Here is a 23417-nt window from a genome sequence, read left to right on the forward strand (position 1 = left end):
CTTTCAACCAAACCTATTCACTAATTATTTAATGGGTAACGTACTTTTCTGAAAGTGATATGCATACGTAATATATGGAAAATCAATCTGATCTTGAGGACCTAATCCCGTAAAATCATAAACAATTTTTTCAAACTGTGCTTTGAGTTGTAATTGATCTTTTTCAGTCATTGCAGCAATAAAACTGGTAGAGAGTAAACGTTTACTCACGACTTGTTCGACAGAACCGTGTTGTGACTGTGTGAATGTTTGTAGGCTATCAAATACGAATAAATCTTGCTGTTCAAATACGCGTTCCCACTTTTCACTATGATAACGAGGTGTGTCACCTTCAAGTGGAAGTAGGAAGTCAGCTAAAGCCTTGACCCAATCTGTACGTTCGTCGCGTTGATTCCAAACGAGCCCTAAATGTCCTTCTGGTTTTAATACTCTATGCATTTCTGTTAGGGTATCGAGGTTGTCAAACCAGTGAAAAGATTGCGCACAAATAATGGCATCAACTATATGGTCTGCTACAGGAATTGAATGGCTAAAAGCCTGTAATGTTTTGATATCAGGATAAACTTGTTGGAGCTGCTGTAACATCTCGCCAATTGGCTCAACTGCAATAACATCTGCATGTGTTTGTTTTAAGTAGGGTAAGAATTTGCCAGTACCCGATCCAAGATCAATAACAGTATAGTTTTCCTGTATTTGTAGGCAATTTTGCAGCCAACTTACTATTTCTGCGGGATAATTAGGTCTAACTTGCTGATAAAGTTCAGCAGCTAAGCTGAAGCCTTTTTGAGCGGCAGGATGTAAGGATTGTGTCATATTTTGCGCTTTTTAATCTGACTGGCATCTATAAAATAAGATACTCCGCAATCATAAATTGGCAAAACACCTATTTTGTTTCATTTTTGACGTTGTATGTGGGAGTAAATTTTCTTTCGGTGTGAGCATGGATAAGCAAATTATTTTTGAAGACGAACACATTAGAGCCATTTTTTTACCAGGCGATTCTAATACATTAGTTCTCTCTTTTGGCGATTTGATTACCCGAGCGAGTGGCTTATCTATCAATGCTGAAAAGTCTCTAATTAAATACCAATATAATGTTATTGGGGTAATGCCAAAACAAAAATCATGGTTTCCTCAAGCAAGCATGATTGAGCTGGCAAAAGCAATTTCGCCTATTCTAAAAGGCTTTAAAAATATTGTGGGTTATGGCGGTTCAATGGGCGGCTATGCGGCAATCAAATATTCTAATTTATTGAATATGAACCGTGTGATTGCATTTGTGCCTCAATATTCAATTGACCCAGAGCATGTTGAAGACCGACGCTACGCTGAGTTTTTTGATGCTATTGCAAATAAAGACATGCAGATTCAGCCGCAAGATGTCGACGCAGCGCGTGAATACGTTATTGTTTATGACCCATATTTTTCGATTGACCGCGAACATTACTTAAAAATAAAAGAGCTGTTACCAAGCTTACATACGATTCATTTGCCATTTACTGGTCATGAAGCATTGTCTGTATTGGCTAGTTCAAGTTTATTACATGATTTTATTGAACATGATTTCGATGAAATCTATTTTTATCAGCAAGTTCGTAAGGTCAAAAAACAAAGTAAGTTTTACTTCCGTAATGTACTTGCGCATGTTCTTACTCATCATGATGACATGCTGTTAAAAATATTACGTCAAAATGATTTTCAGCTAGATGAACGTTATTTTGATAACCCACTTAAACAGGCTATTACACGTAGTCTGATAAAAACAAATCAAGCAACTGAGTTAGACTTTCAAAAGCTTGGTATTAAAGTGCTTCGAATTCAAGAAGATGCAAATTATAAAGAAGGCTTGCAGAATAGCTTTGGTTTAATTTTGGTATTCAACCTCATCAACTCAAAATTTGAAAGTTACACGGTAGACACTCTACTGGCAAATAAATCTTATTTGGTTCCAATTGTGGCTGAGCAAACTGGTGTAGTGCATATTGAATTAAATAATGAAATTTATTTGTTAGCGATGAATGATCGTAAGGTTATTAAATTGTTCAAGAGTGAAGAGCCTTTATCATCTGATATGAGCCCATTTGTAATCAAAAAATATTCCGACTGCTTTGCGATTAGCTATAAGCAACTGAATTTATCTTGTGATGAACAAGGGCTGTGTGAATTTACGGAAGGTTCAATTCAACCTACAGAACAGTTGACTACCATCAGCTATTAAAACTTTATAGTGTTTAAATAAAGCTCAGACCTTTAGGTTTGGGCTTTATTTTTTGCTTAAAAAATATTTTTTTATAAACTTATTTGTATATTATTTTAAAATTCATTATTTAAATAAATAGTAGGTTTATTATATGGTGATCTACTGTATTTAAAGTAGGCATAACTAGTAATGTATATAAATATTATATTTAAAAATAAATGGGTTTTTCTAATATATAAATTATAGAAATAATGTAAGATTAATTAAAATACAGTTATAGCTACAAAAAAATATAACTAAATGTTTTTACTATATATTTTATTTTTACCTGAAGAGCTTGGTTAAAATAAGTTCACTATTCAAAGATAATTGCATATTTATTTTTTTCTCCTAAAATGATTTTTTACTAAATTGTCGTTACAGTTTTTTATATGCAATCATTAAATTATCGGAATAATGATGCATCGCAACATGGAAGTTCTGCACCTTTGAAACGAGCAATGAGTACTCGACATTTGGTGATGATCTCCCTTGGCGGTGCCATAGGTACAGGTCTTTTTTTAGGGTCTGGTGATGTAATTTCCCAAGCAGGCCCAATTGGCGCAATTATTTCTTATTTTTTGGGCGGTTTAATTGCCTATACCGTGATGTTATGCCTTGGTGAGCTTGCGGTTCATGTGCCGGAATCAGGTTCTTTTGGGGAATACGCTCGTCGTTATATTGGTCCAGGTACGGGCTATATGATTACTTGGCTCTATTGGTTAACTTGGACTGCAACTTTAGGAACTGAGTTTACCGCTGCGGCTTTACTGGTTCAGGAGTGGTTTCCATCTACCTCGGTATGGGCGTGGACTCTTTTTTTTGGCGCCTTGGTTTTCTTTCTTAATATCAGTTCCACCCGCTTATTTGCCGAGTCTGAATTTTGGTTGGCGCTCGTCAAAGTTATCACCATTATCTGTTTTATTGGTTTAGGTTTACTGGCAATTTTTGGTTTTATTCCTTACCACGGACATGAAACAGCGCCATTATTTAGCAACCTAACGGCTCACGGTTGGTTTCCAAATGGTCTCTTCCCAATTTTTGCGACTATGCTGATTGTTAACTTTGCTTTTTCTGGTACAGAATTAATTGGAGTGGCGGCGGGGGAAGCTGAAAATCCAGCACAGACAGTTCCTAAAGCAATCAACGCGGCTATTTGGCGACTATTAATTTTCTTTGTGGGTACAATTGTAGTGATTAGTTCATTACTACCGTATCAACTCGCAGGACTTAGCGCGAATGAAGTAAGTAATAGCCCTTTTGTGACGGTATTTAACTATATTGGTATTCCATATGCAGAAGATATTATCCGCTTTGTAATTATTACAGCTTTACTATCTGCTGCAAATTCTGGTTTGTTTGCTGCTTCACGCATGATGTGGTCACTTTCGGCGAAAAATCAATTACCAAAAATATTTTCTAAATTAACTCCTTCTGGAACACCTATTGTTGCCATTACTGTAACTATGTTTGGTGCAATTCCGGGGTTGCTTTCAGAACAATTTGCACCAGAAACAATTTTTAAGAATTTGTTGGGTGTTGCAGCTTTTACAATGGTTGTGGTTTGGATTGCAATTTGTGTTTCACAATTTAACTTCCGTAGACAGTGGTATAAGTCAGGCAAAACAGCAAAAGACTTACGTTTCGCGGCGCCTCTTTTCCCTCTTACTCCAATTGTAGGTGGACTGTTCTGTATCGTTACTTGTATCAGTATGGTGTTTGATCCCTCTATGCAAGTTGGTTTTATCTGTTGCATTATTTTTATTCTTCTCTGTTATCTAAGTTATTTCATTTTTTATCGAAACAAAGATGAAGTGCAGAGCTAAGTTTGTAAGCATACAGAAATGTAGTTTTAGAGGTCCCATATGGGGCCTTTTTTATGGATGAGAAGAAACTCTAAAAGTAAAATTTATATATTTTTTTTAAAAATGTTTTTTTAATTTTAATCATAGAAACAAATATTGTTTTATAAAATTACCATTTATCGGATTCTTATTAATATTTATTTATTATTAATATTTGATTAAGTCTATGTTTCATCTGATTATTTAATAATAAGAAATTTAGGGTTTTATGGAATATGAATTGGAAATGAATTTAATATGGATTTAATGTGAAGAACGCATAATTTTTTGATAAGTTTTTATGAGTATTTAATTTTTAAGTTATTGTTCTTTATAATTTAAATTTAATACATTTTTTTTATTTATGGATATTTATTTTCTATAAAAAATTTTTATTAAAGTTGAGGTTTTTTTAATATTTGTTGTTTTTTTATTATAACTATCATGGTGATTTGATTATTTTTTCTCTGCTTATTTATTTTAAAATGTTCTAAATGAGTACGCTCTATGCTATATTTGATGGAAGATTTTATAGCTATGTTCCGGTTTAATTTTAAGCGGTATCTGTAGAGATAATTAATCTGTAGCATTATTGAACAATGTTTATTTTTAAAAAGACTAATGGAGGGATCTATCGATTAGTCAAAATAATTTTTATGGACACATGATTTTCTTATAAATCATCGTTCTTTTTAACTCCCAAACGGTTATGTCATTTCTTTTATATTTATATTTCAGCCGACTGGATTAAGTGGGTTGTGGTTAAACTTTGCTTTTATAAAGATAGCTTTATAAACAGTAAGTTAAATGAAAGAAAGCTTGTAAAAGATATCGATATATAAAAGTAGATCATACTTTTAGTATCAACAAATGGAATTTAAAAAACCTAATGCTTTAGAAGAGCAGAAGGTTTAGTAAATAAACTAAGACTTTGTTATTGCAAGGTTTTGGTTGCTGAATAATAAAGACTACAGATTTATCAAATCTGAGTCTATGAAGGTATATAGGAAAAAAGATGTCAGATCTTTCATACGTAAACGAACATAGCGATGCATGGCAAACTTACTTGGCACAAATTGACCGTGTTGCTCCGTACTTAGACCACTTAGCTGAGTTTATCGATACATTAAAACGTCCAAAGCGTGCGCTTATTGTTGACGTGCCAATCGTAATGGATGACGGTTCTATTCAGCACTTTGAAGGCTACCGTGTACAACACAACTTGTCTCGTGGTCCTGGTAAAGGTGGTGTACGTTACCATCCAAACGTTGATTTAAATGAAGTGATGGCGTTATCTGCATGGATGACAATTAAAACTGCTGTTTTGAACTTGCCATTTGGCGGTGCAAAAGGTGGTATCCGTGTTGACCCACGTAAACTTTCAAATCGTGAATTAGAACGTTTAACTCGCCGTTATACGACTGAAATCGGTCACATTATCGGGCCTCAAAAAGATATCCCAGCTCCAGACGTTGGTACGAATGCCAATATCATGGGTTGGATGATGGATACTTATTCTACTAGCCAAGGTTACACAGTAACAGGTGTTGTAACGGGTAAACCAGTTCACTTAGGTGGTTCTTTAGGTCGTGTAAAAGCGACTGGTCGCGGTGTATTCGTTACAGGTCGTGAAGTAGCTGCAAAAATCAATTTACCAATTGAAGGTGCGAAAATCGCTATTCAAGGTTTTGGTAACGTAGGTAGTGAAGCAGCTTTCTTATTTGTTGAATCAAAAGCGAAAGTTACACACGTACAAGACCATACTGGCACCATTTTCAATGCTGATGGTATTGATCTTGAAGCATTACGTGATCACGTAAATGCAAACCAAGGTGTTGGTGGTTTTGCTGGTGCTCAATCAATTGCTGACGAAGATTTCTGGACAGCTGAAGTTGACATTATTGTTCCTGCTGCATTGGAAGGCCAAATCACTGTTGAACGCGCCCAAAAACTTAAAGCTAAGTTGATTTTAGAAGGTGCAAACGGCCCGACTTATCCTAAAGCGGAAGACGTTTTAGTTGAGCGTGGCATTGTTGTCGTTCCTGACGTGGTATGTAACGCCGGCGGTGTAACTGTAAGTTACTTCGAATGGGTTCAAGACATGGCGAGCTACTTCTGGACTGAAGAAGAAATCAATGAGCGTTTAGATAAATTGATGGTTCAAGCTATGGATGACGTTTGGAATACAGCAAACAGCAACGCTTGTACTTTACGTACAGCAGCTTACATCTTGGCATGTGAGCGTATCTTAAAAGCTCGTAAAGAGCGCGGTATTTTCCCAGGCTAATCTGCGGAAATTACATTAGAAAAAGTGGTCTGAGCAAATATAAAGGATGTTATAGGATTTATTTGTTCAGTCCCTTTTTCTGAATTATTCAAATTTAAGTGTTATCGAATATATTAAATAAATACTGAGGTAAGCATGGAACAGCCAATTTCTGTAACTCGAAGCAACTTTAATGACTGGATGGTTCCAGTTTTTGCACCGGCAAATTTCATTCCGGTACGTGGTGAAGGTTCACGTATTTGGGATCAAGAAAATAAAGAATATATCGATTTTGCAGGCGGGATTGCAGTAAACGCATTAGGTCATGCGCATCCAGTGGCAGTAAATGCTTTAACAGAACAAGCAACAAAACTTTGGCACGTTGGTAACGGTTATACAAATGAACCTGTTCTACGCCTTGCTAAACAACTCACTGAAAATACATTTGCAGATAAAGTATTCTTCTGTAACTCAGGTGCAGAAGCGAACGAAGCCGCATTAAAATTGGCTCGTAAAGTTGGACTCGACAGCGGCGTTGCTGGTAAAAGCGGTATCGTTGCATTTAACAATGCGTTCCACGGCCGTACCTTATTTACCGTTTCAGCGGGTGGTCAACCTAAATATTCACAAGACTTTGCACCACTTCCAAATGGTATCAACCATGTTGCCTTTAATGATTTAGAAGCTGCCAAAGCGGTCATTAATGAACAAACTTGTGCCGTGATTGTTGAGCCGATCCAAGGTGAAGGCGGTGTTATTCCTGCTGACATCGAATTTTTAAAAGGCTTAAGAGCACTGTGTGATGAGTTTGGTGCCTTACTTATTTTTGATGAAGTACAAACTGGTGTTGGCCGTACAGGTGCACTATATGCCTACATGAACTCTGGCGTTATTCCAGATGTATTAACCACTGCAAAAGCACTAGGTGGTGGTTTCCCAGTCGGCGCAATGTTAACAACCGATAAGTTTGCTCCACATTTTTCAGTGGGTACACATGGTACGACTTATGGTGGGAACCCGTTAGCAAGTGCGGTTGCTGGTGCAGTATTTGAGTTTATTAATACGCCTGAAGTACTTGAAGGTGTAAAACATCGTCATCAATATTTCCTAGACGCATTAAATAAATTAAATACTGAATACCCGATTTTTGAAGAAATTCGTGGTCAAGGCTTACTCATTGGTTGCGTATTAAAAGCTGAGTATGCAGGGAAAGCGAAAGACATTACGACTTGGGCGGGCGAAGAAGGTTTGCTTGCTTTAATCGCGGGACCAAACGTGGTTCGTTTTACACCGTCTCTAATTATTCCTGAACAAGATATTGATGAGGGAATTGCTCGTTTAAAACGCGCATTGGCAAAGTTGGCTAAATAAAAAAAAGGAAAGCTAGCCATGATGATCGTCCGTCATGCCGAGTTTCGAGACCTCGAAGATATTTATAAATTAGCAGGTAAGTCAGGTGTAGGCCTGACTTCCTTGCCACAAAATATGGATACACTTTCGGCTCGAATTTCACGTACTCGCAATACTTTAAATGGCAATGTCCATAAAAGTGAACAAGGTTATTTGTTTGTTCTTGAAGATACAGAAGCTCAACGTGTTATTGGGTTAAGTGCAATCGAAGTTGCTGTAGGGCTCATTGAACCTTGGTACAACTTTCATGTTGGTACTCAAGTACACGCTTCAAAAGCATTAAATGTCTATAAGTCATTACCTACTTTATTTTTAAGTAATGACAGAACAGGTAGTAGCGAACTCTGTACACTATTTTTAGATCCAGAGCGTCGTGAAAACCAAAACGGTAAATTCTTATCGAAAATCCGTTTTATGTTTATCGCTGCCTTTAAGCAATATTTCGAGAAAAAGTTAATTGCTGAAATGCGTGGTTTCTCAGACGAAAATGGATGTTCTCCATTTTGGGATGCGATTGGTCACCATTTCTTTAATATGGATTTTTCAACAGCAGATTATTTAAGTGGAATTGGGCAAAAAGTGTTTATTGCAGAGCTTATGCCACGTTTCCCAGTCTATGTAGATCTCTTGCCAAAAGATGCGCAAGAGGTGATTGGAAAAATGCATCCACAAACTTTGCCTGCTTATCATGTGCTTGAGTCGGAAGGCTTACGCTATCAAGGATATGTCGATATTTTTGATGCTGGTCCAACCATTGAAGCCAATATTGATGAATTGCGAGCAGTAAAAGAAAGTCAGTTACTAAACGTCAAAATTACAAGTGAAGCTGTGGTCGGTAAGACCCAATATCTCATTGCCAATGATAATTATCATGACTATAAGGCAATGTTGTTAAAGCTTGATCTTGTTGATAACACAATAAATTTAACGCATGAACAAGTTGAAAAACTCGGTGTACAAGAAGGTCACGTTGTTCGTGTGTTATCACTAAATCCAATGGAAGTATCCTGATGTCAAAATCTTTATTTATAAACGGTGTCTGGTTACAAGGCAGCGGCGCAACATTTGAAAAAACAAATCCTGTTGATAACCAAACTGTATGGTCAGGTGCCGAGGCTACTGCTACTGATGTAGAACAAGCTTGTCAGGCAGCGCGTACTGCTTTTCCAGCTTGGGCGCGTTTACCACTTGCAGAGCGTGTAGCGATTGTTGAAAAATTTGCCGCTTTGCTTGAAGAAAATAAAAAGCATTTAGCAGAAGTCATTAGCCAAGAAACCAGTAAGCCATTCTGGGAAACGTTAACTGAAGTTCAATCAATGATTGGCAAAGTTGCGATTTCAATCCGTGCTTATCATCAGCGTACAGGTGAAAGCTCAACTGAAATGGCCGATGGCGTAGCCTCTTTACGTCACCGTCCACATGGTGTGCTTGCAGTTTTCGGTCCATATAACTTCCCAGGCCATCTACCAAATGGGCATATTGTTCCTGCATTGCTTGCTGGCAACACAGTTGTATTTAAACCAAGTGAATTAACGCCTTGGACTGCTGAAGAAACTGTAAAACTTTGGCAACAAGCTGGTCTGCCAAATGGTGTGATGAATTTGGTTCAAGGTGGACGCACCACGGGTGAAGCATTAGCTGCTTCACATGAAATTGATGGTTTATTGTTTACCGGAAGTGCAAACACGGGTTATCACTTGCATAAGCAAATGGCAGGTGCACCTGAAAAAATTCTTGCGCTTGAAATGGGCGGCAATAATGCATTGATTATTGATGAAATTGTTGATGTCGATGCAGTAGTTAATCTTGCTATTCAATCTGCTTTTGTTTCGGCAGGTCAGCGTTGTACATGTGCGCGCCGCATCTTGGTAAAAAATGGTGCTGAAGGTGATGCATTTATTCAACGTTTTGTTGAAGTTGCTAAAAACCTAAAAGTTGGCCGTTGGAATGACGAGCAACAACCATTTATGGGTGGGGTAATCTCGTCAGTTGCTGCAACAAACATGATGAATGCTCAGCAAAAGTTACTTGAGCTGGGTGCAAAAAGTTTATTAGCCATGACACGTCCTCAAGAAGACAGCTCGTTACTTACTCCGGGTATTGTTGATGTCACAGGCGTGAAAGATATTCCAGATGAAGAATATTTTGGTCCGCTTACCACCATTCAACGTTATGACAACTTTGATGAAGCATTAAAAATTGCTAACGCAACTCGTTTTGGCTTGTCAGTTGGTTTGGTTTCACCAAAACGTGAACTGTTTGATGACTTACTCATTGAAGCACGTGCCGGTATTGTGAATTGGAATAAGCCATTAACTGGGGCTTCAAGTGCCGCGCCATTTGGTGGTGTAGGAGCGTCAGGTAATCACCGCGCGAGTGCTTTTTATGCAGCTGATTATTGTGCTTGGCCAATGGCATCACTTGAAAGTGACAGCTTAACCTTACCAGAAAAATTATCTCCAGGGATTGTGTTGCCTTAAACACTAGGGAAAGAAAAAATGAAAGGATATGAAGTAAATTTCGATGGTTTAGTGGGACCAACACATCACTACGCGGGTTTGTCGTTTGGTAATGAAGCATCGACAAAAAACCGTAATAATACCTCGAATCCAAAATTAGCAGCTAAACAAGGTTTGCTAAAAATGAAAGCTTTGGCTGACATGGGAATGAAACAAGGTGTACTTGCTCCGCATGAGCGTCCACATGTTCCAATGTTACGCCGTTTAGGTTTTACTGGGGATGACATTAGCGTTGTTGCTCAAGCAATGCGTCATTCACCTGAACTATTATCATCTTTAAGTTCAGCTTCTCCAATGTGGACTGCCAATGCGGCTACCGTTTCACCTTCGGCAGATAGTCAAGATGAGCGCGTGCATTTTACAGCAGCGAACTTGAACAATAAGTTTCACCGTTCAATTGAAGCTGAAACTACAAGCCAAGTTTTACAAGCAATCTTTAAAAATGAACGCCACTTTGTACACCATGAAGCTTTACCACAAGTGGCGTTGTTTGGTGACGAAGGTGCAGCCAATCACAATCGTTTAGGTGGTGATTATGCTAAGCGCGGTGTTCAGGTGTTTGTTTATGGTCAACAACATTTAAATAATGGCTTGCCGGGACCAAAACGCTATCCGGCTCGTCAAACGCGTGAGGCAAGTGAAGCAATTGCACGTTTGCACCGTTTAGATGATGCACATACTGTTTTTGTTCAACAAAATCCGGATGTAATTGATCAGGGCGTTTTCCATAATGATGTGATCGCGGTAAGTAACCAACAGGTTTTATTCCATCATCAACATGCCTTTTTAAATCAAGATCAGGCTTTTGCTGAAATTCGTCAAAAAATGGCAAGCATCGGTGAAGATTTTATCTCGATTGAAGTTCCTGAAAACCGCGTTACGGTTGACGATGCTGTAGCAACCTATTTATTTAATAGCCAGATTTTGACTCGTCCAGATGGTGGAATGACCATTGTTGTACCAGAAGAGTCTCGCCAAAATGCAGCAGTGTGGGGCTATTTGAACGATATGATTCAAATGGGTACACCAATTGATGCTATTCAGGTATATGACTTACGCGAAAGTATGCGTAACGGTGGTGGTCCAGCTTGTCTACGTTTACGTGTAGCTTTAAACGAAACTGAGTTAAATGCTGTAAATCCAAAAGTACTGATGAACGATCAATTGTTTGGCACACTCAATCAATGGGTAGATAAGCATTATCGTGATCGTTTAGCACAAGAAGATCTGGCTGATCCGCATTTGTTAATGGAAAGCCGTATGGCACTTGACGAACTGACCAAAATTTTAGGTTTAGGTTCGGTTTATCCTTTCCAAAAATAATGAGGAGGTGACATGCAAGATTTTCTAGCATTAACCTTACAAGGTGAGCAGCCTAACACCTGCGAAGGAAAACAAGATAATTTTTCTTGGCGTTGGTTGGGTGAAGGACTTCTTGAATGTACGCCAAACGCACAGTACGACAAAGCTGTCGTACTGTCAGCTGGAGTGCATGGTAATGAAACAGCACCAATTGAATTATTATCTCATCTTTGCACAGATTTATTTGCAGGGCGTTTAAACCTTGCTGTGAGGTTGCTGCTTGTATTGGGTAACCCTTATGCAATGTGTCAAGGCAAACGCTATGTGCATGACGATGTAAATCGAATGTTTTGTGGTGGATATAAAAATTTACCCGTGACTGAAGAATCAAAGCGTGCTGAAGTTTTAGAGCAAGTTGTCACAAACTTCTTTCAAGAAAGTGCAAGTGACGCTAAACGCTATCACTACGATTTACACACAGCAATTCGTGCTTCATTGTTACCAACATTTGCTTTATTTCCATACCAAACGCATGCTTATGATGCAGATTTGAAAGCGAGCCTTGAAGCAGCTGATTTAGATGCTTTGGTTTATCACAATGCGGTAGGTAAAACGTTTACACATTTTACGAGTGAAAATTTTAAAGCTGCGAGTGCAACTTTAGAGTTAGGTAAAGCTTTGCCATTTGGACAAAATGACTTGAGCCAGTTTGCTGCAATTGACGAAGTCATTCGTAATGTGGTTTCTGAACAAGCATTACCACCACGTAATAAAACAAAAATTCGGGTCTTTAATGTATCGGATTCTTTAATTAAAAAAGATGAAGATTTTCAGATGAATTTATCGGCTGAGGCCCCAAATTTTTCAACTTTTACCAAGGGTGAAATCATTGCGACTCAACCTTCTGGTAATTATGTGGTTGAGCAAGATCAGGTCTGGATTTTATTTCCAAATCCAAATGTGAAGCTTGGTTTGCGTGCGGGCTTAGTTTTAACTGAAGCGAGTTGAATACTTGATTTTTGAGAAATAAAAAAAGGGCAATTAATTGCCCTTTTTTTATTTTTAAGAAATTAGTTAGTACCGAAAAGACCTTTAATCCAAGATTTCTTTTCAGCTTTTTGTGTAGAAGTTTGAGCACCAGCATTTACATTTGCGTTTGTGTTAACTCCAACAGGACCAACGTTAACACCAACATTTACACCAGTTTGAGCATTAACGGCATGTGCAGGTTGAGCTGCATTTAATTTTGCTTGAGCATCTGCTTTTGTGTCAGCTACAAATTCTTTTTGCTCAGCTTGGTTTTGAGCTACACGAGTTTTTACTGCATCTACATGCGCTTGGGCATTAGCTTGTTTTTCAGCAGTAAATTCTTTTTGGTCAGCTTGTTTTTCTGCAACTTTAGTTTTTACAGCATCAACACGTGCTTTAGTATCAGCTTTAGCTTCAACTGCTAGATTTTTAGTACCATTTACAGCTTTAGTCGCTACATCTTTAGTACCTGTTACTGCCTCGGTAGCAAAATGCTTAGTACCATTTGCAGCTTTAGTCGCTACATTTTTAGTACCTGTTGCAGCTTCGGTAGCAAAGTTTTTAGTACCTGTCGCAGCTTCAGTAGCTAAGTGTTTTGTACCATTTGCAGCTTTAGAAGAAAGTTCAGTCACTTTTCCTGTTGTTTTTTTAGTTGCTTTAACCGTAGTGTCAGCAGCTACATGACCCGCATGCTTTGCTGTGCTGCCTACAGTGTGTGCAGTATTTTTGACTGTATTGGCTACGCCACTAACAAGACCACCCGGTTGTACATTTACTTGAGCAGAAGCACCTGCATTAACGCCCGCACTTTGTGCAAAAATAGAGGCAGAAGCAAGAACACTTGCAGTAACGATAGCTGTTTTCATCATTTTCATTGCGATATCCTTCAAAGAATATACCCTTTTAGTGAGGTATTTCATAAACGCAATCGCATCATAGCCAAGGAAATATAGTCTTGTGAACTGTCTTCATCAAAATGTTACAACAGTGTTACATTGAGTAAACAGACTAGGGATGAATTGTGAAGATTAATAAAAATTAATAATAAAGTGAAAAAGAACATTTATTTTTTAGTTATTCTTATTAAGCTGGCCCTATTTCCCTCTTACAGCTTTTTAACTCCATCTCCTAAATTTTTTATCATTATTCATAAGATATTTGCTTATATCTCTATATGTGATGTAGTTCTCATTATTTATTGAAGAAAACGGCATACTAATTGCTTATTATGAGAATAGGGTGTTTTTTTAGCACTTTTTTGAACCATATTCTGCCAGAAATATAAATGTACAGGGCAGAACAGTATTTTTGCTTATTCGGGAAAAGGTAATTTAGCTTTTCTCATGTTTATATATTCCATGAAATAGAAATTTCACATGAAATATATCTAAAGAAATAGCACTTTATTTCGAATAATCAAAAATAAAAATAGATGTCTATAAACAAAAAAACAGAGATATGACAGATGAAAATTATTGCTTCCCTTCTTGTATTGGTCGGCTTAATCGCCGTTGTTTTCTACTTTAAACCCACAAGTGGTGCATCTGATGTGTTCAATTCTGCTTTACATGAATCGAATTCACCACAACCAGACACATCGTCCTTTCTTTCTAAACTTAAGGAGCCTGCTCAAACTAAAAATCTATCTCAACCTTCAACTCATCCTCAATCAGTATCAGCTGATACCGTTCCTTTTTATGACACAAAAAGTGATCTTTCTATTCAGCCGATTGATCCAGAAAAAGATCCAGCAAATGAAATAAAAGCGAAATAAGCAAATTGTTAGTTGAAAAACTACGGAGAAAAATAATGCAAAGTAAAATGTTATTTCTATTAGGTCTATGTACGATATTAAGTACAACTGCATCCGCTCTTCCTTTGGATTCTCAAGATGCTAAACAGCGGTTAAATCAAGCAGCAAAACAAAAAGTATTTCAGAGCAAAATCGATTTGGATGCCTTGGTCAATAATGATTCGAATGATTTAATCGTCGAATACAATATTCCTTCGGTGAGTGTGCCTTCCGGTTTAGAACGGCGGAGTTATATTGCAACAAATAAAAAGAATATACAGGCAAGGTTTAATCGGGCGGGCGGTGTGCAAGTACTGCGAGACTACAATAATTTGCCTTTAGCTTTTTATCGGATTAGTAACCGCGAAGCTTTGGTCACTTTATTAAATGATCCGAATGTTAAAGCGGTTTATCCGAACCGTATTAACCAGACTACGACCAATGAAAGTTTACCTTTAATTAATCAACCACAAGCAAATACCAATGGTTTTACGGGTGAAGGCTCTAGTGTGGCAGTGATTGATACAGGGGTAAATTATCTCCACTCTGATTTTGGTTGTACGGCAGTAAACACACCATCAAACACATGTCGGGTGATTTACTCATTTGATAGTGCACCAGATGATGGCACTTTAGATGATGATGGTCATGGAAGTAACGTATCTGGCATTGTGTCTAAAGTTGCATCTAAGACTAAAATTATTGGTATTGATACCTTCCGACGTGTTCGGGTGAATGGTCAGTGGGGGAGTACGGCCTATGACAGCGATATTCTGGCGGCTTTAAATTGGACTGTGAATAATGCTCAGACTTATAACATCAAAGCGGTTAATTTAAGCCTTGGCGTGCCAGGTGTTAAATACACTTCAGAATGTAGTAATAGCAGTTATGCAACTGCCTTTGCCAATGCCAGAGCTGCGGGTGTGGTTCCAGTAGTCGCTTCAGGTAATGATGCATTTTCAGATGGGATTTCATCACCTGCCTGTGTTGCTGGTGCTGTAAGAGTCGGTGCTGTTTATGACAGTAATATTGGTGGCGTGTCATGGGGTAATCCGGTGAAATGTTCTGACCCGACAACCGCAGCAGACAAGGTAGCTTGCTTTAGTAATGGTGGTAGCCTTGTGACTTTATTGGCACCGGGAGCAATGATTACGGCGGGTGGCTACACCATGGGCGGTACATCTCAAGCGACACCGCATGTAGCTGGTGCGATTGCTTTATTACGAGCAAATCGTGTGAGTCCAACAGAAAGTATTGATCAAACGATTAGTCGTTTAAAAACGACAGGTAAGCCAATTACTGACTCAAGAACAGGCTTGGTTTTCCCTCGTATTGATTTGTTAGCGGCAACAAATGGTCTAACCATTAATTAAATAGCTTATTTATAATTTTTAAATTAGGTCCAAGAAATTTATAAATGGCTATAACCCGTTGCAAAGGATAACTTCTGCAACGGGTTTTTTATGGATAAGTATTAATTACACTTTGCTAAATTAGCTGGATTAAAGTTGCTTTGGAGTTTTTTGAAATTATTCTGAATTTCTGGATCTTGAATATTAAAAGTCGTTGAGCTTTTGGTTGTAGAGTTGGTTGCCTGATTTAATATACCTGACTCATCAGGGTATTGTTGGGTAAATGAAGTGGCTGAAATTAGACCTTTATCATTAAATACCCAGTGTTCAGTAACGTGTCCACCGCCTAAATATCCCGTAAATTCAATCATACAAGCTTGCTTATCTTGTTTAATGAGTTTGGCTACATTACCAGTAGTTGATGGATAAGCTTCAATATTCGTATCTTGCTCTAAAACTTGTGCCTGAGAATAAGAAGAGACAGGTGCTGAAGTTGCACATGCAGTTAATGCTAAGCAGCATAGTGTTGAAAAGAGAAGTTTTTGACTATTCATAAGGCAGATTCCTAGCTCTTTATAGTTGATGATCAAAGTTCTAAATGAATATCTGTATTTATAAAAGCGCGAAGTTATCGCGCTATCCAAAAAATTAGTTAGCTGTTGTGCTTGATTTACTTAACTCACCTTGCTCAATCGGAATGTTTTCACCATTTCGACTACTGGTAATATTTTGTTTAGCTTGCTCTATTTTCTGTTCAGTAAATACTTTAGCTGTATCTGCTTTTTGTTGAACGACTTCTGCTTTTTCAGCAGTAAATTCTTTGGTGTTTTGCCATTTCTCACTAATTTTATTCGATGTTTTTTCAGAAGCACCTTGAATAGAGTTTCCTAAATTTTGTATGCCTTTGCCTGTTTTATACAACAGTACGCGTCCTAAGCTAGGATTATCACCATAAGGTTGTGTTTTAGGTGTCGTTTCACCAATTTGTTGTGGCTGTGTTGTTTCTGCAAATAAGGTTGATGAAGCCAATATAGAACTTGCAACGCATAACACTTGTAAGGTTTTCATATGGATCAATCTCCCCAACCAGAATCAAAAGATGAAGTGGTGATCTTACTGTTAAAAATATAGCTTGTACTGCAATGAGATAAAACCCATACGATTTGATTACGATAAATCATCACTTGATTGCAATAAAGTAATTCTCCCAATGACTCATAAACAAAACTCAGACTTTATCAAATCTAAAAACATGTCTCTGGCTTTATGGTTGCTGACATTTTTATGCCAAAAAAATTGATTCTGCATAAAGGCAAGATGTTCAAATTTATAGCCTCGAATATTGGTTAAATTTTTATATTGTTCATAAATACTCTTCGGTACCAAAGACACGCCAGAACCTGCACTCACGCAACCAATAATAGTGGCGTAACTGGTAATGCTAGTAATTGGCAGTGAAATATTTTTGAGCTTAAGCCATTCTTCAAGAGCTGCTCGGTAAGGGCAGCCTTCAGTCCACATAAAAATTTCTTTACCAATCAAGTCTTCTTGGTTGTAGATTTCTCCTAAAGATTGAGATGCAATCAAGACCATTTCTTCTTGATAAATACTCAGTTTATTGAGCATAGGAAACTCGATATTACCCGCGACAATTGCACCATCAAGTTTGTGCTGAGAAATATTGACTAAGAGCTGTTTCCATGTGCCTGTAATAATTTGAATGGAAACCTCTGGAAAACGTTGATGATATTTCGCAAGTAAATTGGGTAGGCGAGTCGTAGCAGAAGATTCAATAGCCCCAATTTTTAATGGACCAGAGGGGGGAGCATCTGGGTGAATGCTTCGTTTTGCCTCATCGCATAGCGCTAAAATTTTATGGCAATAATTAAGAAAGATCTCACCAGATGGAGTGAGTTTTAAACTTTTTCCTTCACGATAAAATAGCGGTGATCCTAGTTCTTCTTCGAGTTGTTTAATGCGCGTTGTGATATTGGAGGGTACACAATGTAGTTGCATTGATGCCTTAGCCATTGATCCGCATTCAACCACGGTTTGGAACATTTTTAACTGAGCGATATCCATATTTTATCATTCACTTTTAATGAATATTTGACTTAATATAAGTTAATTTTATTTAACTATCCATGTGCATATGATGAAAGAGTTCCATTTCATTAGTGCAGATTTAACATGGCAATTTCTCTTGCTGCCGAAACCCAGCCTCCCACATTTAAGCTCTATTTATGTATTGCTGTGACTGTCTTTTGTTGGGGCTATTCACCTATTGGCGTGCATAGTGCTTTACATTCATATACACCGCAGCATATAGCCTTGCTTCGCTTTTTAATTGCTTCATTTTTTTTATTACTTCTAGTCATAAAAAAAGGAATTCAGCCTTTAAATTGGAAAGATGCTCCTGCGCTTGCTTTATTAGGATTTTTCTCTGTAACTCTGCATCACTTGCTGATAAATACAGGGCAGCAATATGTGACTGCGGTGGCCTCCAGCATTTTAAGTCAGTCTATTCCATTATTTACATTTATTATTTCGGCTTTAATTTTTAAAGAAAAAATTCGTTTCAAACAATGGTTATGTATTTTATTGGGGCTTTGCGGAGCGGTGTTAGTGGTCAGTGGTGACCATGGTTTTGGTATACCGAGTCCTTATAGTTTGTTGATTGTTTTAGCTGCAATTGCATGGGGTCTCTACTTTAATTTATATAAGAAATTTGCTTTAAATTACGATGCCTTGAGCATGATGTGCTACATCATCTGGTTCGGAACCATTCCTTTACTTTTTTATAGTGCTCATTTGCCTAGTGAAATTTTACATGCCAGTTGGCAAGCCAATATGTCGGTTGTGCTATTGGGTATTTTCCCAAGTGCGATGGCGTATGTGCTTTGGGGCTATGTTCTTAAAAATATACCGTTAACGATTGCATCGAATTTTTTATATTGTTCGCCCATTGTCGCAATGAGTTTGGCAGTGCTTTTCTTAAATGAAAGACCATCAATGATGGTGCTGTTAGGTGGAGTAATTATTGTGGGAAGTTTGGTGTGGATGAATTGGGGGAATAGGCGTACTATCGAATAAGCTATAGATCATTAAACTATCTGTAGATTGATGTTATGTCATGTGCTGCTTACTTTAAGAGAATGAGATGATTGTTGTTACCTTAACCTATAAAAAACCATTAGCTGAAGTTGATGCTGTACTGAAAGAACATATTGCATTTTTAGATCATTATTATGAGCAAAAGAAATTTCTGGCATCAGGGCGCCGGGAAAATAGAGTAGGTGGGGTGATTTTGGTTTTAAGCTCTTCGATTCAAGAAGCTGAAGAAATCATGAAAAATGATCCGTTTTATATTCATGATGTAGCTGATTATGACTTTATGTGGTTTGAGCCGTCGAAAATTTTAGAAGAAATTAAAGCATTTGTTTGATTACATTAGAGAACAACTTAAATTTAAGTAGTTCTCCAATGTATTTGGTTAATATTTATTATTGCTCAACAATATAAATACTATTTTCGAATACATCTCCTTTATTTGTTTTAACTACACCAACACATAAATTGTCAGGAGTTTGGATAAAAGAAACTAAGGATGTATCTGCATTAGTTTTACAGTTCTTTTGCTTGCTCTCATCAAATGCTTTTAAATTTAATTGATGTTGTAAATCTAAAGTGAATACTTGGCTAAGAGCGCTAAATGCTTGATCTGCTTTTTTCATAAATAATAAATTATTTTGAGCTTCCCATTCAGCTAAAGAAATACGATCCTTACTTACATAGTGATATAAGCGTTTTGTATCTGCATTATTGTCTGCCGCATTTTTAAATTGGGTCTTTAAACCAAAATTTACTTTTACAATTGGCTTTTCACGGAAAGAAAGACGTGAATAAGGCACAATTTTAACTTCAGATGCCTGATTTAAATCTAGTAATTTGATTGTAGGATCAGCTTTATTTTGGGTGAGGGAGTCAGTAATTTTTTGATGTATTAACTGGTCAAATTTAATAGGCTGATTGAGAGAGCTTTTTTCAATGGCTGAACTATTTGCATTTTTATCAATTGCCATTGCAACACCTACTCCGATAAGACCGAACATTCCAGAAACTGGGCTGGTAGAAGCATTGCTTGAATCACCAACTAATATTTGGCTGTCTTTTATAAAGTAATCACCTGCACCTGATTCAGTCATTGAAGATAATTGTTCTGAAGAAACGGAAAGAGAGGTTTGTTTACCCGCAGCTGGATATTGAATCGATTTAGTCGTTGCACATCCAGTAAATAATAATGTTGATATGAGTAATAAATTTAAGTTTTTCATTGCAATGGTACTTTGTTAAGTTTGGTAATTATTTGTTTTAGTTTATTGAATTGTGGATAAAAAGTGAAGGAAGTAAATAATTCTTATTTATTAATTGAATATAAAATAATCATTAATAATTATACTACATGAAATTCTTCAATAAAAAACCATGTTTCCAACTAGAGTGAAAACATGGTTTTTATTAAAGCTTAATTATACAAAAATTAATTTTTATATAATTTTAACCCTGCAACACACTCACATCAGCCACAGCAGTAAACAAGTTACGTAACTGAGCCAATAAACGTAAACGGTTTGCCTTCAGGTCAGCATCATCTGCCATAACCATTACACCATCAAAGAATGCATCAATCGGTGCGCGAAGTGCTGCAAGCTTAGAGAGAGCAGCTGTGTAGTCTTTTGCTGCAAGTAATGGTTCAACTACAGGGGTAACTGCTTGAAGTTCAGCAAATAATGCTTTTTCAGCATCTTCAACTAAGTTTGCTTCAACTACAGAACCTTCTGGTGCTGCTTCTTTCGCAAGAATATTAGCAACACGTTTATTTGCAGCAGCAAGTGCAGCAGCTTCAGGTAATGTACGGAAGTGGTTAACTGCATTTACACGTTTGCCAAAATCAAGTGGAGACTTCGGTGCAAGTGCTTGAACAGCTTGAAGTACGTCAACAGCAACACCTTGGTCTTCGTACTTAGCACGGTAACGACCTTCCAAGAATGCAACCGCATCAGCACGAGTTTTGTCGTGGTCTTTAACGATATCGCCATAACCTTGAAGTGCAAGATTCACTAACTCTTCAATTGTTACATCTAATTCATTTTCAATGATTAAACGTAAGATACCAATTGCTGAGCGACGAAGAGCAAACGGGTCTTTAGAACCTGTAGGCGCTTGTCCAATACCGAAAATACCAACAAGCGTATCTAAACGGTCAGCAAGGGCAATAGTTGTACCTGTTTTGGTTTTTGGTAAAACATCACCCGCAAATTTTGGTAAGTATTGTTCACCTAAAGCTTCTGAAACTTCAGTGTTTTCACCTTCAATACGTGCGTAGTAAGTACCTGCAATACCTTGAAGTTCTGGGAACTCACCAACAAGCTCAGAGGTTAAGTCGCATTTAGCAAGTAATGCAGCTTTTTCAGCATCGGCTGGGTTTGCACCAGTGATTGGCGATAGTGCAACCGCAAGTTTTGCAATACGTGTTGATTTATCCCAAAGCGTGCCAAGCTGTGCTTGGAATACCATGTTTGCTAATTTTTCTTTACGTGATGCAAGCGGTTGCTTTTGATCTTGTAAGAAGAAGAATTCAGCATCAGACAAACGAGGACGAACAACTTTTTCGTTACCTTCAATAATTTGAGTCGGATCTTTAGACTCAATATTTGAAACAGTAATGAAGTAAGGCTGCAATTTACCTTCCGCATTGATCAAACAGAAATATTTCTGGTTGTCTTGCATTGTCGTAATAAGAGCTTCTTGAGGAACAGCTAAGTAGCGTTCTTCAAAAGTTGCACGTAAAGCCACAGGCCATTCAACCAAACTTGTTACTTCATCAAGTAAGTCAGCTGGAACAATCGCAGTCGCATTCACTTCATCAGCTAACTTTTTCACTTGTTCTTGAATGGTTACTTGACGCTTTTCAAAGTTCGCAACAACGTAAGCTTTTTCTAAAGCCTCTAAGTAGTCATTTGCATGCGCTAAAGTCACAGCTTCTGGGGCATGGAAACGGTGACCATAAGTCACATTACCAGCTTTGTGATCTTGAATAGTTGCGTCGACAATTTGGTCGTCTTTGAGTAAAAGAACCCATTTAACCGGGCGTACAAACTCGGTACGGCTTGCAGCAGAACGCATACGTTTCGCAATTGGTAAATTGTCTAATGCAGTTTGTAAAATCTGTGGAAGTAAAGCGTCAAGGTTTTGACCTTTTACATCTTTTAAATAGCAAACTTTTTCAACTTTACCAGCTTGGAAAGTAGAAAGCTGATCAACAGTAATACCTTGACCACGCATAAAGCCTTCAAGTGCTTTAGTCGGTTTGCCTTCTGCATCGTAAGCCGCTTGAACAGCAGGGCCGTCAAAACGTTTTTGTGTATCTGCTTGAGCAGCATCGATATCAACAATTTTAAGCGCTAAACGACGTGGAGCTGCATAAGCTTCAATTGATGCGAAGTTTAAGCCCGCATCTTTTAAGCCTTTTACCGTTTCTGCCTGTAATGCATCACGTAAAGTTTTCAAGCTTTTTGGTGGAAGCTCTTCACAGCCAAGTTCGAATAAAACAGTATGTTTGCTCATTAGTTTTTCTCCGCCTTTGCTGTTTCACTTTCAGCTTGTGCTTTTAGCTGTGCCAATACTTCATCACGTAAGTGTGGTTCTGCCATTGGGAAGCCAAGCTCTGCACGTGCTTGTACATAACTTTGTGCAATAGCACGCGCTAAAGTACGTACACGTAAAATGTAACGTTGACGCTCAGTCACAGAAATTGCGCCACGTGCATCAAGCAAGTTAAAGGTATGAGACGCTTTAACCACTTGCTCATAAGCAGGAAGAGAAAGTTTTGCTTCAATTAAACGGTTTGCTTCTGATTCGTAAAAATCAAACAGTTCAAATAGTTTTTCAACCGGAGCGTATTCAAAGTTGTAAGTCGATTGTTCAACTTCATTTTGATGGAATACGTCGCCATAAGTTACAGTACCGAATTGGCCTTTGGTCCAAACAAGGTCATAAACCGAGTCAACGCCTTGAAGGTACATAGCAAGACGTTCTAAACCGTAAGTGATTTCACCTGTTACTGGGTAACATTCAACGCCACCGACTTGTTGGAAGTAAGTGAACTGAGTCACTTCCATACCATTAAGCCAAACTTCCCAACCTAAGCCCCAAGCACCTAGCGTTGGAGACTCCCAGTTGTCTTCTACGAAACGGATGTCGTGAGTAAGCGTATCAATCCCGATTGCTTTTAAAGAATCAAGATAAAGCTGTTGAATGTTGTCTGGGTTTGGCTTAAGTACTACTTGGAACTGGTAGTAGTGTTGCAAACGGTTCGGGTTTTCACCATAGCGGCCATCTTTTGGACGACGTGAAGGTTGAACGTATGCTGCGTTCCAAGTCTCAGGCCCTAAAGCACGTAAGAATGTTGCGGTGTGGAATGTTCCAGCGCCCATTTCCATGTCGTAAGGTTGTAATACGACGCAGCCTTGTTCGGCCCAATAGTTTTGTAGGGCAAGAATTAAGCCCTGAAATGTATCAATGTGCGAGATGGCGCGACTCATGTAGCATCCACGAATTTATGAGAAAAATTGCCCCTAAGTATAAGGATTTTGTAGGGGAGT

At 37.9% G+C, this 23417-nt stretch carries 20 protein-coding genes; 12 read left to right on the forward strand and 8 right to left on the reverse strand.

The annotated features are described in order from the left end of the window. Positions 1 to 24 precede the first annotated feature (24 nt). On the reverse strand, positions 25 to 813 hold the full coding sequence (locus SOI76_RS01885; RefSeq protein WP_104079769.1) for a class I SAM-dependent methyltransferase: 789 nt from the start codon (positions 811 to 813) through the stop codon (positions 25 to 27). 127 nt (positions 814 to 940) lie between these two features. Here SOI76_RS01885 and SOI76_RS01890 point away from each other — a divergent pair, with 127 nt between their 5' ends. The 8 genes from SOI76_RS01890 to astE all read left to right on the forward strand — a co-directional run bounded on the left by SOI76_RS01890 (position 941) and on the right by astE (position 12588). Continuing rightward, positions 941 to 2218: a hypothetical protein gene (locus SOI76_RS01890; RefSeq protein ID WP_104079770.1), complete on the forward strand. Its 1278-nt coding sequence runs from the start codon at positions 941 to 943 to the stop codon at positions 2216 to 2218. 413 nt (positions 2219 to 2631) lie between these two features. Next, on the forward strand, positions 2632 to 4065 hold the full coding sequence (locus SOI76_RS01895) for an amino acid permease (RefSeq protein ID WP_104079771.1): 1434 nt from the start codon (positions 2632 to 2634) through the stop codon (positions 4063 to 4065). A gap of 1033 nt (positions 4066 to 5098) precedes the next feature. Continuing rightward, complete coding sequence (locus SOI76_RS01900) at positions 5099 to 6370, forward strand: Glu/Leu/Phe/Val family dehydrogenase (RefSeq protein ID WP_032054674.1); 1272 nt, start codon at positions 5099 to 5101, stop codon at positions 6368 to 6370. A gap of 135 nt (positions 6371 to 6505) precedes the next feature. After that, positions 6506 to 7720, forward strand: coding sequence for an aspartate aminotransferase family protein (gene astC / locus SOI76_RS01905; protein WP_005078409.1), 1215 nt, complete (start codon positions 6506 to 6508; stop codon positions 7718 to 7720). 18 nt (positions 7721 to 7738) lie between these two features. Beyond that, entirely contained in the window at positions 7739 to 8770 is a 1032-nt protein-coding gene (gene astA / locus SOI76_RS01910; protein ID WP_104079772.1) for an arginine N-succinyltransferase, read from the forward strand. After that, positions 8770 to 10239 carry a succinylglutamate-semialdehyde dehydrogenase gene (astD, locus tag SOI76_RS01915; RefSeq protein WP_104079773.1) on the forward strand — a complete coding sequence of 490 codons (1470 nt, stop codon included), beginning with the start codon at positions 8770 to 8772 and terminating at the stop codon, positions 10237 to 10239. Before astA ends, astD begins: the two co-directional genes overlap by 1 nt. An 18-nt stretch (positions 10240 to 10257) precedes the next feature. Then, a complete protein-coding gene (gene astB, locus SOI76_RS01920; protein WP_002116805.1) occupies positions 10258 to 11601 on the forward strand; it encodes an N-succinylarginine dihydrolase in 1344 nt (447 codons plus the stop codon). Between the two features lie 12 nt (positions 11602 to 11613). Then, positions 11614 to 12588, forward strand: coding sequence for a succinylglutamate desuccinylase (gene astE, locus SOI76_RS01925; protein WP_104079774.1), 975 nt, complete (start codon positions 11614 to 11616; stop codon positions 12586 to 12588). A 62-nt stretch (positions 12589 to 12650) separates the two neighbouring features. Here the strand turns inward: astE and SOI76_RS01930 are convergent, their stop codons facing one another. Beyond that, positions 12651 to 13484 carry a hypothetical protein gene (locus SOI76_RS01930; RefSeq protein WP_104079775.1) on the reverse strand — a complete coding sequence of 278 codons (834 nt, stop codon included), beginning with the start codon at positions 13482 to 13484 and terminating at the stop codon, positions 12651 to 12653. A 590-nt stretch (positions 13485 to 14074) separates the two neighbouring features. Between SOI76_RS01930 and SOI76_RS01935 the strand changes: the two genes are divergently transcribed. Then, a complete protein-coding gene (locus SOI76_RS01935; protein WP_104079776.1) occupies positions 14075 to 14383 on the forward strand; it encodes a hypothetical protein in 309 nt (102 codons plus the stop codon). A 35-nt stretch (positions 14384 to 14418) separates the two neighbouring features. After that, positions 14419 to 15774 carry a S8 family peptidase gene (locus tag SOI76_RS01940; RefSeq protein WP_104079777.1) on the forward strand — a complete coding sequence of 452 codons (1356 nt, stop codon included), beginning with the start codon at positions 14419 to 14421 and terminating at the stop codon, positions 15772 to 15774. Between the two features lie 101 nt (positions 15775 to 15875). Here SOI76_RS01940 and SOI76_RS01945 read toward each other — a convergent pair whose 3' ends face one another. The 3 genes from SOI76_RS01945 to ilvY all read right to left on the reverse strand — a co-directional run bounded on the left by SOI76_RS01945 (position 15876) and on the right by ilvY (position 17835). Continuing rightward, positions 15876 to 16307 carry a hypothetical protein gene (locus SOI76_RS01945; protein ID WP_104079778.1) on the reverse strand — a complete coding sequence of 144 codons (432 nt, stop codon included), beginning with the start codon at positions 16305 to 16307 and terminating at the stop codon, positions 15876 to 15878. Positions 16308 to 16401: 94 nt separating this feature from the next. Continuing rightward, on the reverse strand, positions 16402 to 16821 hold the full coding sequence (locus tag SOI76_RS01950; protein ID WP_032054665.1) for a hypothetical protein: 420 nt from the start codon (positions 16819 to 16821) through the stop codon (positions 16402 to 16404). A 147-nt stretch (positions 16822 to 16968) separates the two neighbouring features. Next, positions 16969 to 17835: a LysR family transcriptional regulator gene (gene ilvY / locus SOI76_RS01955; RefSeq protein ID WP_104079779.1), complete on the reverse strand. Its 867-nt coding sequence runs from the start codon at positions 17833 to 17835 to the stop codon at positions 16969 to 16971. A 108-nt stretch (positions 17836 to 17943) separates the two neighbouring features. Here ilvY and ydfC point away from each other — a divergent pair, with 108 nt between their 5' ends. Together ydfC and SOI76_RS01965 are read left to right on the forward strand one after the other, a co-directional pair. Further along, positions 17944 to 18846, forward strand: coding sequence for a DMT family transporter (ydfC, locus tag SOI76_RS01960; protein ID WP_104079780.1), 903 nt, complete (start codon positions 17944 to 17946; stop codon positions 18844 to 18846). 67 nt (positions 18847 to 18913) lie between these two features. After that, positions 18914 to 19198, forward strand: coding sequence for a YciI family protein (locus SOI76_RS01965; RefSeq protein WP_104079781.1), 285 nt, complete (start codon positions 18914 to 18916; stop codon positions 19196 to 19198). A gap of 58 nt (positions 19199 to 19256) precedes the next feature. On the opposite strand, the gene SOI76_RS01970 is transcribed toward SOI76_RS01965, so the two are convergent. From SOI76_RS01970 to glyQ, 3 genes are all read right to left on the reverse strand, one after another. Then, on the reverse strand, positions 19257 to 20087 hold the full coding sequence (locus tag SOI76_RS01970) for a hypothetical protein (protein ID WP_104079782.1): 831 nt from the start codon (positions 20085 to 20087) through the stop codon (positions 19257 to 19259). Between the two features lie 223 nt (positions 20088 to 20310). Further along, positions 20311 to 22380, reverse strand: coding sequence for a glycine--tRNA ligase subunit beta (gene glyS / locus SOI76_RS01975; protein ID WP_104079783.1), 2070 nt, complete (start codon positions 22378 to 22380; stop codon positions 20311 to 20313). Further along, positions 22380 to 23357: a glycine--tRNA ligase subunit alpha gene (gene glyQ, locus SOI76_RS01980; protein ID WP_104079784.1), complete on the reverse strand. Its 978-nt coding sequence runs from the start codon at positions 23355 to 23357 to the stop codon at positions 22380 to 22382. Before glyQ ends, glyS begins: the two co-directional genes overlap by 1 nt. Between the last annotated feature and the right edge of the window lie 60 nt (positions 23358 to 23417).

Origin of the sequence: Acinetobacter pittii, assembly GCF_034064985.1 — a bacterium.
Classification (GTDB): Bacteria; Pseudomonadota; Gammaproteobacteria; order Pseudomonadales; family Moraxellaceae; genus Acinetobacter; species Acinetobacter pittii_H.